The organism is Mesorhizobium sp. LSJC280B00, assembly GCF_000502835.1.
Taxonomy (GTDB): Bacteria; Pseudomonadota; Alphaproteobacteria; order Rhizobiales; family Rhizobiaceae; genus Mesorhizobium.
Genome location: NZ_AYVL01000007.1, coordinates 109,244 through 123,180 on the forward strand (window position 1 = coordinate 109,244; position 13,937 = coordinate 123,180).

Below are 13,937 nucleotides of genomic sequence, written 5' to 3' on the forward strand. Positions count from 1 at the left end.
CATGCAGATTGATGAAGCGCGCGAGGTGAGGACCACCTGCCCCTATTGCGGGGTGGGTTGCGGCGTGCTGGCGAAGGTCGCCGCGGACGGTGAAATAACCGTTCGTGGCGACCCGGACCACCCGGCGAATTTCGGCCGGCTCTGCTCCAAAGGCTCGGCGCTGGCTGAGACCATCGACCTCGACGGCAGGTTGCTATACCCGGAGATCCACGGTCGCCGCACCGACTGGGACGAAGCGCTCGACCTTGTCGCTTCGACCTTCTCGCAAACCATTGCCGAACACGGCCCCGGTTCGGTCGCCTTTTATGTTTCCGGCCAGTTGCTGACCGAGGACTATTACGTCGCCAACAAGCTGATGAAAGGCTTTATCGGCTCGGCCAATATCGACACCAATTCGCGCCTGTGCATGGCCTCGTCGGTCGCCGGCCACCGCCGCGCCTTTGGCTCGGACACCGTTCCGGGAAATTACGAGGATCTGGAACTTGCCGACCTGATCGTGCTGGTCGGCTCCAATCTCGCCTGGTGCCATCCGGTACTCTACCAGCGCATTGCCGCCGCCCGGGAAAAGCGGCCCGAGATGAAGGTGGTGCTGATCGACCCTCGCCGCACAATGACCTCAGACATCGCCGACATGCATCTGGCGATCGCGCCCGATGGCGACGTCGCTTTGTTCACCGGGCTGCTCGCCTATCTCGGCCAGCACAACGCGCTGGACCGCACCTATATCACGGCGCACACGACCGGCTTCGGGCAAGCGCTTTTCGCCGCCTCGGCGCTCGATCTTGCCGGCATCGCGGCTGCCACGGGTCTCAGTGAGGACGAACTGGCCCGCTTCTACAGCCTGTTTGCCGCGACGGCGAAGACGGTGACCGTCTACAGCCAAGGCGTGAACCAGTCGTCTTCGGGCACCGACAAGGTCAACGCCATCATCAACTGCCATCTAGCCACCGGCCGCATAGGCAAGCCCGGCGCCGGGCCGTTCTCGGTGACCGGCCAGCCCAACGCCATGGGCGGCCGTGAGGTCGGCGGCATGGCCAACATGCTGGCCGCCCACATGGAGATCGAAAACCCCGAGCACCGCGAACGCGTGCGGCGCTTCTGGAATGCCCCAACCGTCGCCGAAAAACCCGGCCTGAAAGCGGTCGAGATGTTCCAAGCGGTGGCCGACGGACGCATCAAGGCGCTGTGGATCATGGCCACCAACCCGGTCGATTCGATGCCGGATGCCGATGCCGTCGAAGCGGCGATCAAGGCCTGCCCGTTTGTTGTGGTCTCGGACGTGCTGGGCGAGACCGACACGGTCCGCCACGCCCATGTCCGGCTGCCGGCCACCGCATGGGGCGAAAAGGATGGCACCGTCACCAATTCGGAGCGCCGCATCTCGCGCCAGCGGGCTTTTTTGGCCAGGCCCGGCGGGGCAAGGCCAGATTGGTGGATCATCGCTGAAGTTGCCAAGCTGATGGGCTTCGGCGAGGCGTTTTCGCATGTGTCGCCGACCGACATCTTCGCCGAGCACGCGGCGCTGTCGGGCTTCGAGAATGACGGCGCGCGCGATTTTGATATAGGCGCGTATGGCGATATCGGTGCAGAGGCCTATGAGGATCTTCTGCCGTTCCAATGGCCAGCGCCGGCCTCACCCTCCCCCTTGAGGGGAGGGTCGGCACGCGCGTTGAGCAAAGCGAAACAAGCGGGACGGGGTGGGGTCGGTGGTGAAGTCTCGACCTCTCCGGGTCGCCCCACCGAGGTGGAGGCCGTCGCAGATGACCCCCTCTGGCCTGCCGGCCATCTCCCCCTCAAGGGGGGAGATCAGCCTGCTGCTCGGCTGTCGCCAGTCTCCCAGGTTGATGAGTGGGCGCAGCCGGCAAAACCGCCAATCTCCCCCCTTGAGGGGGAGATGGCCGGCAGGCCAGAGGGGGGTGTTCAGGCTGGACATAGCTCAGCCAGCATCCGCTTCTTCGCCAATGGCGGCTTCTACACGCCCGACGGCAAGGCGCGCTTCATTGCCATCCGCCCAGCCGCACAAACCCGCACCAACCCGGACTACCCGCTCGTCCTCAACACCGGGCGCGTCCGCGACCATTGGCACACCATGACGCGGACCGGCAAGAGCCCGCGCCTGTCGCAGCACATGGCCGAACCGTTCGTCGAAATCCACCCGGCGGATGCGCAGCACTATGGTATCGGCGATGCCGACATCGTGCGCGTCTCGACTGGCCATGGCGAGGTGCTGGTCCGCGCGCTGGTGACGGTGCGCCAACGCCAAGGCTCTGTATTCGTTCCGATGCACTGGACCGATCAGATCTCCGCCCGCGCGCGTGTCGATGCACTGGTCCCGCCGACGACCGATGCGATTTCAGGTCAGCCGGCCTCGAAGAACGTTGCCGCCCGCATCCAGCGGTTCGCCGCCACTGCCTTCGGCTTCGCCGTGCTTGCCGAACGACCCGCATCGATCGACGCCGATTACTGGAGCCTCGCCCGCTGCCCCGCCGGCTGGCGCCTTGAAATTGCGCTGCAGTCCGGCCGTGACTGGACCGGGTTTGCCGCCTCGCTGTTCGGCCTCGAAGGCGAGACGCTCGCCTATCACGACATCGCCGGCGGGCACCATCGCTTCGCCCGTTTCGCGGGCAGTCGGCTGGTCGGCTCGCTCTATCTGGCGCCTACCCCGGTGGCGGTGTCGCGCGGCTGGGCGGTCGAACAACTTGGTGCTGACCATGCCGATCGGCAGGCGCGGTTGGCGATTGTCGCCGGGCGGCCGGGCGGCAACAGCGTCGACCGCGGTGCCATCGTCTGCGCCTGTTTCGGGGTCGGTGCCAACCAGATCGCGGAAGCGGTACGCGGCGGCTGTACCAGCGTCGCGGCAATCGGCGCCGCCCTTCACGCCGGCACCAATTGCGGCTCTTGCCGCGCCGAGATCAAGACCATTATCGACGGGCGGCGTCTGCAAGCTGCGGAGTGATGCGCGGAGGAACTCTGCCGCGCCGCTGCATGATGCTTACTAGCAATTTACAAACCATGGGCTACCAACGTTCTGACTTCGATTCGCTCGGAACGGGAGCCTCATGAGCAAAGCCCTGACCTCATTCGCGCTTGCCGCCGTGCTGACGGCCTTGCTGATGGCGCTCAGCCTGGCGGTGGCCAGGCATGGCTATCCCTATGGCGCGATCGGCGCCAAGCGCTTGAGCGACGTCGCCGATGCGGGGACGTTCATTCCGCTCGCGGCGATCTATTTTTTCAGCGCACTGCTGATGATGGTTCTGCCGATCAGGCTCGCTGGCATCGTCCTGACACATGCCGCCGATGCGATCTTCTGGACGGTCATCGTGTTGTTTGCGCTCATCGTTGGATGTCTCGCCGCGAGATTTGCTTTCGGTCAGCGCGATGTGCTCTCCGCACTCCTGAACTGGCGCTTCCTGTTTGTCGCAGGCGTCGTCGGATGCCATCTGTTCATCAACGAGCTGCGCCGCAACATCTTGTTGAGAAGCCTGTTCTTCGTCATCTTCGCCGCAGCGACACTGGCCTGCCTGTTTTGGTCCTTCACCGTCTGAGCATGTGCGACCGTCGGCAGGCGGCTTAATTCTTGTCGACCGGCTTCGAACGCATTCGCGAAACGGTCTCACGCTCGGCCCGCTTCGAACGCATCGGCGGCAGGCCGCGGTCGATCAGGTCCATGTCTTCCAGCACCATGTCGCCCATCCGCTTGAAGGCGATGTCAAGCGCGCCGGCCCGGTGGGCGGAGCACAGGAACCCCGGCAACGTACGGACCGGGTGATCCTGGGCCAGAGGCTCCTCAGGAAAAACATCGCTGGCGGCGACGATATGGCCGCTGCGGACGACGTCCATCAGTGCCGGGAAATCGACCACGCCGGCTCGGCTGAGCAGGATGAAAGCGGCTCCCTTGCGCATCCTGGCAAACGCCTCGGCGCCGAGGAAGCCCTGGTTTTCGCTGGTCACCGAAGCGACGACGAAGACGAAATCGCTGTTCGACAGAACGTCGTCAAGAGAGGCCGGCTCGACGCCGTTTTCGATCAGGATCGACGGCGGCAGCCACGGGTCGAAGACTTTTGTCCGCGTGCGAAAGCCTGACAGCAGCCGGTTGAGCGCACGGCCAAGATCGCCGAAGCCGATAATGCCGACATCCGCGCCGGAAAGAAGCCGCGCCGTCCGGTTGCCGTCGCCGCCCCACAGCTCCTTGCCCTGACGAAATGCGAGATCGGCGTCGACGATTCCGCGGGCGAGGTTGAGCGCCATGGCAAGGCCGAGCTCGGCCACCGGCTCTGCAAACACCAGCCCGGTGGTGACGACATGGATGCCGCGCGAAAACAGCGCCTCGTACGGCATGTTGTCGATAAGGTTGCTCTCGACATTGAAGACGCAGCGCAGCGCCTTCATTTTCTCCAGCGTCTCCGGCGTGATCGGCGGCTGGCCGACAATGTAGCGCGCCTCGCCAAGGATATCGGCCGGCAGCGCCGCGACACCTTCAGGCGATGTTTCGACGATGCGGTATTTCGATCGAAATTTCGCCAGCGCAGCCGGCGTGAAGATCAGGTCGAGCGTGCGCGGTTCGGGTGCGCTGATCACCAGCGGCAAGGCGCTGTCGGACATGATACTTTACCTCCCGTGCGATCCGCGTCGCACCACACAAGAATCGTCTTTTCCCGCCCCCGACACCTATCACATGCCTGTCGAGAAGGAGAAGTTTGCCTTCTTCGGCCTTGCGGTGCGGCGGTCGGTGGTCCAGATAGACGGCGATCGAAGGACGACAAGGAAGACAGCAACATGATCCCGTTTCGAAAGAACCTCATCGATGGCGAGTGGGTAGGCGATGCCGGCTCCCGCAACATCAACCCGTCCAATCTCGACGACGTGGTCGGCGAATATGCATCGGGGGGCGCGGAGCATGCTCGGCAGGCCATCGCCGCGGCGAAAGCGGCATTTCCGGCATGGTCCCGATCGGGCCTGCTGGCACGCCATGCGGTGCTGAGGAAGACGTCGGACGAGATCACCGCGCGGAAAGATGAAATAGGCCGGGCGTTGGCGCGCGAAGAAGGCAAGACACTGGTCGAGGGCATCGGCGAGACTGTGCGGGCCGCCCAGATATTCGATTTTTTCGCCGGCGAGGCGTTGCGCCTGTCGGGCGAGCTGGTGCCAAGCGTGCGGCCCGGCGTCGGCGTCGAGATCACCCGCGAAGCGGTCGGCGTCGTCGGCATCATCACGCCGTGGAATTTCCCGATCGCCATTCCGGCTTGGAAAATCGCTCCGGCGCTGGCCTACGGCAACACCATCGTCTTCAAGCCGGCGGAACTCGTTCCGGAGAGCGCCTGGACCATTGTCGACATCCTGCACCGCGCCGGGCTGCCCAAGGGTGTGCTCAACCTGGTGATGGGCAAAGGTTCGGTGGTCGGCCAGGCCATGCTCGACAGTCCTGACCTCAACGCCATCACCTTCACCGGCTCGGTCGGCACCGGCAAGCGCGTCGCCGCCGCCAGCGTCGAGCACATGCGCAAGTTCCAGCTCGAAATGGGCGGCAAGAACCCGCTTGTGGTGCTCGACGATGCCGACCTTGCCGTCGCCGTCGACTGCGCCATCAACGGTGCCTACTTCTCGACCGGCCAGCGCTGCACGGCGTCGTCCCGGCTGGTGGTGACGGACGGCATCCACGACCGCTTCGTCGAGGTGCTCAAGGACCGCATGGCCAAGCTGATCGTCGGCGACGCTCTCGATGCGAAGACCCAGATCGGGCCGGTTGTCGACCAGAGCCAGCTCAAACAGGACGAGGACTATATCGCCATCGGACGTCAGGAAGGTGCCGATCTCGCCTTCGGCGGCGAGCGGCTCGATCGCGAAACCCGCGGCTTCTATTTGCAGCCTGCGCTGTTCACCGAAACCACCAACGCCATGCGCATCTCGCGCGAGGAGATTTTCGGCCCGGTCGCCAACGTCATCCGCGTCAAGGATTATGACGAGGCGCTGGCGGTGGCCAACGACACGCCGTTCGGGCTGACGTCCGGCATCTGCACCTCGAGCCTCAAGCATGCCACGCACTTCAAGCGCAATTCGGAAGCCGGCATGGTCATGGTCAATCTGCCGACGGCCGGCGTCGACTTCCACGTGCCTTTCGGCGGGCGCAAGGGATCGAGCTACGGCCCGCGCGAGCAGGGCCGCTATGCCGCAGAGTTCTACACCACGGTGAAGACCGCTTACACGTTTGCCGGCTAAGAAAAGGCGGCAGACCAGCCAGGCAGCGAGCAAGTCGATGGCATCTGAGAATACGGACCTGACCTGGCTCAATCCGCCGCCGCACCACGCCTTCGGCAACAATACGGTGCATGTACGGACCGGTGAGGAGACCGACTTCTGGCGCGAGACGTTCTACGGCTTCTGGCGCGACAATGGCCATTTCCTCTATCGTGAGGTCGAGGGCGATTTCAGCGCCGAAGTCACGGTCAAGGGGCACTATGAGGTGCTTTACGATCAGGCCGGGCTTATGGTCCGCCTGAGCGAGACGCACTGGATCAAGGCCGGCATCGAATACACCGACGGGCTGATGTATTTTTCCGTCGTCGTCACCAACGATGCCTCCGACTGGTCGCTGGCCAGCATTCCGGCCGATCCGGACGGGGTCAGGATCCGCATGACCCGCCATGCCGAGACGATCCGCGTCCAGTATCGCGACGCATCTGACAAGCACTGGAAACCGGTGCGGCTTGCCTATTTCCCGCCGTCGAAAACGGTCGATGTCGGCATGATGTGCTGTTCGCCGCAGCGCGAGGGCTTCGAAGTGACATTCAGCGATTTTTCGATCGGCCCGCCGATCTCGCGGGAGCTTCACGACTGAGGCGCCGCGATCCGGTCGGGCGGTTTGCGTCCGGCCCCGCCTCAGTAGGTCGCCCGGCCGCCGGAGACGTCGAAGACGGCCGCCGTCGTGAACGAGCATTCCTCGGACGCGATCCAGCAAATCAGCGCCGCCACCTCCTCGACCTCGCCGAACCGCGCCATCGGTATTTTGGACAGCATGAAGTCGATGTGTTGCTGGCTCATCTGCTGGAAGATCGCGGTGCGCACGGCCGCCGGCGTGACGCAGTTCACCGTTACTTTGGTCTTGGCCAGTTCCTTGCCGAGCGATTTGGTCATGCCGATCACCGCCGCCTTGGAGGTGCTGTAGGCCGAGGCGTTCGGGTTACCTTCCTTGCCGGCAATCGAGGCGATGTTGATGATCCTGCCGTAATTGCGTTCGAGCATATGCGGGACCAGCGCCTTGTTGCAGAAGAAGACGCCGTTGATGTTGATGTCGGTGACCCGGCGCCAATCCTCCACCGAATACTCCCAGGTCGTCATGTTCGGCCCGGTGATGGCAGCACTGGTGACAAGGACATCGACCGCGCCAAGCGCTTCGATCGTCTCTCCGGCGGCGGCTTCGACCGCTATGGGGTCGGCGACGTCTAAGGTGACGCTGTGCAGGCCTGGAACAATGGCCTTGGCCTGCTCGATCTGGGCGGCATCGCGATCCCAGACCGAAACACGCCCGCCTTCGTCAGTGATCCTTTGCGCGACGGCCAGGCCGATGCCTGAGGCGCCGCCGGTGATAACAGCAGATCGTCCGGCAAATCGTCCCGCGAAACTCATCGGCATGTGGTCTTCCTCCCAATGGGCGGCGAATGTGAAGTCAACGGCGGACAAGTTCAAGCGCGGACTTGCAACCTCAGAACAGCTTATGATGGGCCAGCACCGGTCAATTGTACGGCACTGCCTTCTGGCCAAATCGTCTCGCCCGGTATGGAGAGAACGGCTGGAACGACGCGCCCGGTTGGCATCCGGGTGACAGGCGGCGCCGGATGGGTTATATTGCACTGCACAATGCGAGCGCCTGCAGGCGAGGCTCCCATCGATCCGACGAATCGGCCCACGAGCGGCCCATGAAATCGGCATTGAGCTGCAAGGACGGAAAACCGCTATCGAGATGAAGATTCCAAAATCTCTGTTGATCGATCCGGACAAGAACACGGTCTATGGCAGCTTTGCCGTTGCCGTCTCGATCTGGGCGTTCTCCTACTCGACCATTTTCGGCCAGGCCATGATCCTGGCTTATTATGCGGTCTGGCTACCGCTCATCCTGGTCGACTACCGCAAGATATTAAGGCACGCTTCCAGCGCCTGGCTTCCGCTGGCCTTTGCAACCTATGTCTGCTTCTCGGTGTTCTGGTCGGCGGCTCCCGGCACCACGGCAAGAACGGCCGTCCAATATTGCTCCCATATCGCCTGCGCCTACATTGCCGCGCGCACCGTCAGCGTCCGGACCTTGACCATAGGCGCCCTGATCGGGATTTTCGTCGTTCTGCTCTACTCGCTCAAGGTCGCAAGTTATTCCTACGACGTTCTCGACGGGACATACAATTTCGTCGGCGCTTTCAGCTCCAAGAACCAGATCGGCTTTGTCGCATCGCTCGGCATTTATTTCTGCGTTGTCTACCTCGCCTTTCTCAGGCGCGGACGCATAAGCTTTTTGTTGATTGTACCGATCGTCCTTCTGTCGGGCTATCTGCTGGTCGTGTCGCATTCGGCCACTTCGATGGCGTCGACCCCGGCGGTTCTCGCTCTGGTCGCCCTGCTTTCCATCGGCAAGCTGCTTTCGCTCCGCCATCGCCGGGTGATTTTCATAATCGGTGCGGGCGGGCTGGTCGCCTGCACCGTGATTGCGCTGAATCTCGGGCTGATGGACTTTGTCCTTGGCCTTTTCGGCAAGGATTCGACGCTCACCGGACGAACCTACCTCTGGCAACAGGGCTGGAATGCCGCGCAGCAATCGCCCATCCTCGGCGTCGGCTACGCGGCTTATTGGGTGCAGGGCTTCTCCGAGGCCGAGCGGCTGTGGAACGAATTCTATATCGCCGCGCGAAGCGGCTTCCACTTCCACAACACCTACATCGAGACCTTGGTGGAACTCGGCTTCGTCGGCGCGACACTGCTTTCGCTGATCATCCTGCGCACGCTCTGGGGTCACGTCTCGGCGCTGATATTCAGGACATGGCAAGCCGACTCCGTGATTCTTGCCGGCGTCATGGTGCTTCTGTTCATCCGATCCTTCGTCGAGGTCGAGACCCTCAATCCCTACATCATGGGATCGTTCCTGCTGTACTACAGCTACTTCAAGCTGGTGAGGGTGCCGGCCGTCGCTCCTTCCCGGTGGAGCGCCGTGAACCATCTCGAGGAACCGGACGCCGTGCGAGGCTAGAGCGGGCGGCAGGCGGTTCGTTGCCCGAAGGCCGCCTTGTTTTCTGACCCATAAGATCCCAAACGCAAAAACCCCCCGCAGACCGCTGCCTGCGGGGTTGGTGCTTTGCTCCGGTGGAAAGAAGCTACTGGATGGCCATGGGCGCCGGTTTGACCTTGATCACGTCCCCTGGCAGCACCGGCGTGTCTTCATCGGCGGTGATTTCGCTGGTCTTGCCGTCGACCACCCGCACCAGGGAAAATGACAAGGCCGCTGGTTCGTTGTTGCCGTAGAATTGCGGCATGGGGCTGCCCGACAAGGCTTCGGACATCAAGGCCTTTTCCATATTCAGCTTCAGCGTCACCTCGTTGAGATCGGCTTCCGTCTGTTGCCGGTCGGTCGCGAGGCTGGAGTTCTGGGTGTTCTCGAGATCGATGGCGTCCTGGGTGGCCTTGCTGATCGACTGCTTGGCCGTGAGAATCGCCGTTTCGTAATCCAGGATCTGGCCCTCGAGGTCGGCGATGGTTTGCTGCGAGTTCAAAACCCGCGTGTTGACGACCAGCCCCTTTTGCGCCAGCGAGCCGATGCCGTTGAGCTGCTCCTTCGCCAGATCAACCTGCTTCTGCTGGTTGACGATCTTTTTCTGCAGCGAATCGATCTCGCTTTGCAGCAGTGCCTTCAAATCGTCGAGCGCCTGCAAGCGCAGCTTGAGTTTCTTCTGGTCGGCCGCCAGGATCGCCGTCTCATCGGCAACGATGCTGGGCAGCTTCGGATCGTCGGCCACCTCTTTCGGCACCGCGAATGTCGGCTTGTCCGCTAGTTCCGCTTCGATGCGGGCGCGCTTGACGGTCAGCCTGACCAATTGGTCTTGTAGTACGTCGAAATTGCCCTTGGCATTGATCAGGTCGCGGTCGTAGCGCTGTCCGCTCTCCGGGTTCCGCCGGGCTCCGCCGGCAATGCTCATCGCTTTCAGCACGGACAACCCAGGCACACAAGGATACTGGCCGGGCGATTGCACCTCGCCAGAGATGTAGAATGGCCGGTACTGCGCCATTTCGACGGAAGCCTCCGGCTTGTCGGCCAGAGCGAGCTTGCGCTGCAGCGCCTCACCGAGCGATGCCGCGATCTCCGAAGTCGTCTTGCCGGATGCGGGCATCTCGCCGACGAAGGGAACCGACAAGGTTCCAGCGGGGCCGACCGTGTATTCTCCATTGATGGCCGACCAGTCACGGAACGTGCCTTCGACGGTCTGCCATTCCGCCACGCGGATGGTCAGCTTGTCCTGTGCTCCTAGGCGATAGTCGTCGGCGAAGGCAAACTGTGGCAGGGCTAGCGACAGCGTCAGGCCGGTCGCCATTGTAAGGCAAGTCGTCAAAAGCCGTACTCGCCGCATGCGTCTGGAGAGAATGCCGGTGCAAAAGATATCGATTATATCTGCTTTCAACTGAGCGTTTCCGATCTGGTTTGCCCCGCCCGATGAGCTGCCGATGCCTGAGTTAGGGGCCTGAGTTCTGGGCCCGAATTCTGGACAGTCGCTCCTCGATGCACGGCCAGCAAGCGGCCGTCAGTAGCAGCCTCGCGACATCCAGACCGCAGGTACGGTCTTGATGATGATGCGAATGTCTTCGAACATCGACCAGTTCTCGACATAGTGCCTGTCGAATGCGACGCGGCTGTCATACGAAACATCGTTGCGTCCGCTGACCTGCCAAAGCCCGGTGAGGCCGGGGCGCGATTTCAGGTAATAGACGGCCGAATTGCCATATATCTCCAGCTCATCGCGCACCACGGGACGAGGCCCGACCAGGCTCATATCCCCCTGCAGGATGTTGATGATCTGCGGCAACTCATCGAGGCTGAGCTTCCTCAGCACCGCTCCGACGCGCGTGATCCGCGGGTCGTTCTTCAACTTGCGGGTCGCTATCCATTCGGCGTTGGCCTCCGGATTCGCGGCGAGATAGGCAGCAAGCACCCGCTCGCCGTCTGGAACCATGGTGCGGAACTTGAGGCACGGAAAAATCCGTCCTCCGCGGCCGATTCGGCTGTGACCATAGAAAATCGGCCCGCCATCGGAAAACCTGACAAGCAGCGCTATCATTACGAACAGCGGGCTGAGAGCGACCAGGCCGATCAGCGAACCGACAATATCGAAGCTGCGTTTGAGCAGGCCGCCAATCGGTGGCGGAAAATCGACGCCGGCCTGCGAAAAATCCGCATCGGCCGGCTTGGCTACGTCCCTCATGCGTAAACTCCATACGTTGAACGGATGGTTTACCGCACGATACCAAAAAAATGTTGCAGCGCAACACACAATTTCTCAGACGGCTGTAATAGTCGCGTCATGAACTGACTAAATAATAAACTCGTCCTGCACAAAATTTCCCATTTATGTCGCAAAAGAGACAGATTATGGGCAATTTTGGAAAAGCTAGTCCAATTTTTGGGCTGATTTTAGGCGAATCGCTCTTTATACCCTCCTGTGGAGCTTTGCCGTCATTTAGAATTTCAAGATAATGACTGATGTTATGATAAAATACTATTCAATATTATGAATCATACTGGAGCGAGTCGATATCCGGCAATCAGTGGTGATGCCGACGTGTGCGTTGCACCATGGCAGAGTCGATCCCGAGGATTCGTTTAAAATTTATTCCGCAGCTGCCCTTGCCGCCTATTGCGCGGCTCAATAGAGTTGTAAATTGTTTCTGTCGGACTATGGACAGATTGGGCTAGGCCGGAAGCAACCGGCCAGACGCGGGCAACCTAAATAAGCTCGCAGAGTTTAAGGGAGGTGCTCGGGGTGGGCTTGTCGACATTTTTTCCCGAGCCGGTTGATGGGCTATCGGGTATGTCACTGCCAAAGTTCATTATCGGAATGTGTTTTGCGCTGGCGATCGTGATCGTCTGGTCCTATTTGGGCGGCGCCTCGCTCGGTACGACGCTGTTTCGCGTCATCGGCTGTGCCATAGTCATCCAACTGGGTTATTTTCTGCTGGTCTTTGCCATGGTCGCCAGAAATGCCCCGACCCCGGCCGACAAAATTCGCGACGCTGAACGAAAGCTGAGTTCGAACGAAGCGGCCGAAGGCGAGAAACTCAGCGCCAGGAGAGGCCTTCACTGATTTCGGGCCTGGCCGCGGTCTGCGATGTCCATATGACCTGTGGTTAAGCTCGCCGGTCCTCTGACGAATTGCTCGCCTCAACAACACCGGCAGTCGGCATTCCTGTTCTTTCAATTCCTTGACACTGCGGGCCTCGACGCGCTCGCTCCGCCCCGCCGCCGTCCGGTCGGCGAGGATCAGCAACTGGTTTCTGCCAGTCGAGCGCTCTATAGAGCGTGTAGGAACGGCTCTGCCAAAGCGGCGCATTTCTGGAGCCATCCCGATTGAGGCTCGCCGCCTGCCCAACCGGGCCATGACACCCAGCAAAATGAAAAACTGGACGGCGCCGATGATTTTGGCGATGCTTGCTTCGCACTTGCAGCATAGGCGTTTGGGCCGATGCATTTCAGAATGGGCGGTGGGGCATTGAGCGGACGGGGCGAGGAAATCCGCAACGACTTCTGCAATCGAGAGGCATGTCCATGACATCATTCCAGGTCTGCGTGATCATCGCCGCCCGCAATGCGGCGCGGACAATCCCGGCTGCCATTGCATCGGCATTACGCGAGCCTGAGGTTGCGGAAGTTGTCGTCGTCGACGACGCGTCCACCGACGATACCGCGAAAGTCGCCCACGCGGCCGGCGACGGCACGGGCCGCCTTTCCGTCATCCGCTTCGACGTCAATCGCGGCCCATCCTTTGCACGCAACGCCGCGATAGCCGGTTCCAGGTCGCCGTTCATCAGCATTCTGGACGCTGATGATTTCTTTTTCGAAGGCAGGTTTCACAGACTGTTCGCCAGCACCGATTGGGATTTCGCCGCAGACAATATCATGCTTGTCAGGGATGACGCGGCAACCGACGTTTCGAAAATCGTTGCTCCACCGTTCTCGCCCGAGCCGGAATTCCTCGATTTCGAGGGTTTCATCGACGCCAACATCTCCAGGCGCCGTGTGCAACGCGGGGAACTGGGCTTCCTCAAGCCAGTGATCAGCCGCGCCTTTCTCGATCGGCATGGGCTGCGCTACGACGAGAAGCTGCGCCTGGGTGAAGACTATGAACTCTATGCGCGCGCGGTTGCCCATGGCGCGCGCTTCAAGGTCATCAAATCCTGTGGCTACGGCGCGATCGTGCGCGCCGATTCGCTGAGCGGACGGCACAAGACCCAGGACCTGAAGCATCTGGCCGATGCCGACCTGGCACTGCTTGCGATCGACAGTTTGCCGGAGGCATCGAAGGCTGCGCTGAGAAGGCACGAGCGGCACATCCGCGACAAATACCGGTTGCGGAAGTTTTTAGACGTGAAGGCTGAGCGCGGGCTGGCGCCGGCCGCGGCCTACGCCTTGGCCGGCTCGTCCAACCTCACAGCCGTCGTCCGCGGCGTCGCCTCCGATAAGCTGGATGCGCTGTTTCGCCGCGCCGGCCTCGCCGCGAAGCGTCAGCATGTGCCGCCGCTGCGCTTCCTCATGGCCGGAACCAGCACGGCCAGCGAAAGCTAGGCCCGTCAACGTGCGACGGCGGTAGCTACTCCCTTACCCTTCGGTCGGCTCGGACGGTTTCAACGAGATTCATGAGTTTACGATCTAGGTGGTTGCCTATCCGCGCAGGGAATGGCAATCTATGTTGCGG

At 61.7% G+C, this 13,937-nt stretch carries 11 protein-coding genes; 7 read left to right on the forward strand and 4 right to left on the reverse strand.

Annotated elements, in window-relative coordinates; all coding sequences use genetic code 11:
- Nucleotide 1: 1 nt before the first annotated feature.
- Nucleotides 2–2,956: a nitrate reductase gene (locus X773_RS51920; RefSeq protein WP_023676298.1), complete on the forward strand. Its 2,955-nt coding sequence runs from the start codon at nucleotides 2–4 to the stop codon at nucleotides 2,954–2,956.
- Between the two features lie 103 nt (nucleotides 2,957–3,059).
- Nucleotides 3,060–3,545, forward strand: a complete 486-nt coding sequence (locus X773_RS51925; protein ID WP_023676299.1) for a hypothetical protein — start codon at nucleotides 3,060–3,062, stop codon at nucleotides 3,543–3,545.
- A gap of 25 nt (nucleotides 3,546–3,570) precedes the next feature.
- On the opposite strand, the gene X773_RS51930 is transcribed toward X773_RS51925, so the two are convergent.
- Nucleotides 3,571–4,602 (reverse strand): hydroxyacid dehydrogenase, encoded by a 1,032-nt coding sequence (locus tag X773_RS51930; RefSeq protein ID WP_023676300.1) that lies wholly within the window; start codon nucleotides 4,600–4,602, stop codon nucleotides 3,571–3,573.
- Nucleotides 4,603–4,779: 177 nt separating this feature from the next.
- Between X773_RS51930 and X773_RS51940 the strand changes: the two genes are divergently transcribed.
- The gene (locus tag X773_RS51940) at nucleotides 4,780–6,216 is read left to right on the forward strand and encodes an aldehyde dehydrogenase family protein (RefSeq protein ID WP_031211677.1); all 1,437 of its coding nucleotides are present in this window, start codon (nucleotides 4,780–4,782) and stop codon (nucleotides 6,214–6,216) included.
- Nucleotides 6,217–6,253: 37 nt separating this feature from the next.
- Entirely contained in the window at nucleotides 6,254–6,835 is a 582-nt protein-coding gene (locus X773_RS51945) for a DUF1349 domain-containing protein (protein WP_023676303.1), read from the forward strand.
- A gap of 41 nt (nucleotides 6,836–6,876) precedes the next feature.
- Here the strand turns inward: X773_RS51945 and X773_RS51950 are convergent, their stop codons facing one another.
- The gene (locus X773_RS51950; RefSeq protein ID WP_023676304.1) at nucleotides 6,877–7,629 is read right to left on the reverse strand and encodes an SDR family NAD(P)-dependent oxidoreductase; all 753 of its coding nucleotides are present in this window, start codon (nucleotides 7,627–7,629) and stop codon (nucleotides 6,877–6,879) included.
- Nucleotides 7,630–7,957: 328 nt separating this feature from the next.
- On the opposite strand from X773_RS51950, the gene X773_RS51955 reads away from it, so the two are divergent.
- A complete protein-coding gene (locus X773_RS51955; RefSeq protein WP_023676305.1) occupies nucleotides 7,958–9,229 on the forward strand; it encodes an O-antigen ligase in 1,272 nt (423 codons plus the stop codon).
- A gap of 124 nt (nucleotides 9,230–9,353) precedes the next feature.
- Here the strand turns inward: X773_RS51955 and X773_RS51960 are convergent, their stop codons facing one another.
- Entirely contained in the window at nucleotides 9,354–10,565 is a 1,212-nt protein-coding gene (locus tag X773_RS51960; protein WP_084641075.1) for a polysaccharide biosynthesis/export family protein, read from the reverse strand.
- A 207-nt stretch (nucleotides 10,566–10,772) separates the two neighbouring features.
- Nucleotides 10,773–11,450, reverse strand: coding sequence for a sugar transferase (locus tag X773_RS51965; RefSeq protein ID WP_023676307.1), 678 nt, complete (start codon nucleotides 11,448–11,450; stop codon nucleotides 10,773–10,775).
- A gap of 549 nt (nucleotides 11,451–11,999) precedes the next feature.
- Here X773_RS51965 and X773_RS51970 point away from each other — a divergent pair.
- The gene (locus tag X773_RS51970; protein WP_245274682.1) at nucleotides 12,000–12,329 is read left to right on the forward strand and encodes an exopolysaccharide production repressor exox; all 330 of its coding nucleotides are present in this window, start codon (nucleotides 12,000–12,002) and stop codon (nucleotides 12,327–12,329) included.
- A gap of 455 nt (nucleotides 12,330–12,784) precedes the next feature.
- Entirely contained in the window at nucleotides 12,785–13,807 is a 1,023-nt protein-coding gene (locus tag X773_RS51975) for a glycosyltransferase family 2 protein (RefSeq protein ID WP_023676309.1), read from the forward strand.
- The last annotated feature ends 130 nt before the right edge of the window (nucleotides 13,808–13,937 follow it).

Coding starts and splice junctions, on each gene's coding strand:
- X773_RS51920 (WP_023676298.1), top strand. CDS start 2: ATGCAGATTGATGAAGCGCGCGAGGTGAGGACCACCTGCCCCTATTGC.
- X773_RS51925 (WP_023676299.1), top strand. CDS start 3,060: ATGAGCAAAGCCCTGACCTCATTCGCGCTTGCCGCCGTGCTGACGGCC.
- X773_RS51930 (WP_023676300.1), bottom strand. CDS start 4,602: ATGTCCGACAGCGCCTTGCCGCTGGTGATCAGCGCACCCGAACCGCGC.
- X773_RS51945 (WP_023676303.1), top strand. CDS start 6,254: ATGGCATCTGAGAATACGGACCTGACCTGGCTCAATCCGCCGCCGCAC.
- X773_RS51950 (WP_023676304.1), bottom strand. CDS start 7,629: ATGCCGATGAGTTTCGCGGGACGATTTGCCGGACGATCTGCTGTTATC.
- X773_RS51955 (WP_023676305.1), top strand. CDS start 7,958: ATGAAGATTCCAAAATCTCTGTTGATCGATCCGGACAAGAACACGGTC.
- X773_RS51960 (WP_084641075.1), bottom strand. CDS start 10,565: ATGGCGACCGGCCTGACGCTGTCGCTAGCCCTGCCACAGTTTGCCTTC.
- X773_RS51965 (WP_023676307.1), bottom strand. CDS start 11,450: ATGAGGGACGTAGCCAAGCCGGCCGATGCGGATTTTTCGCAGGCCGGC.
- X773_RS51975 (WP_023676309.1), top strand. CDS start 12,785: ATGTCCATGACATCATTCCAGGTCTGCGTGATCATCGCCGCCCGCAAT.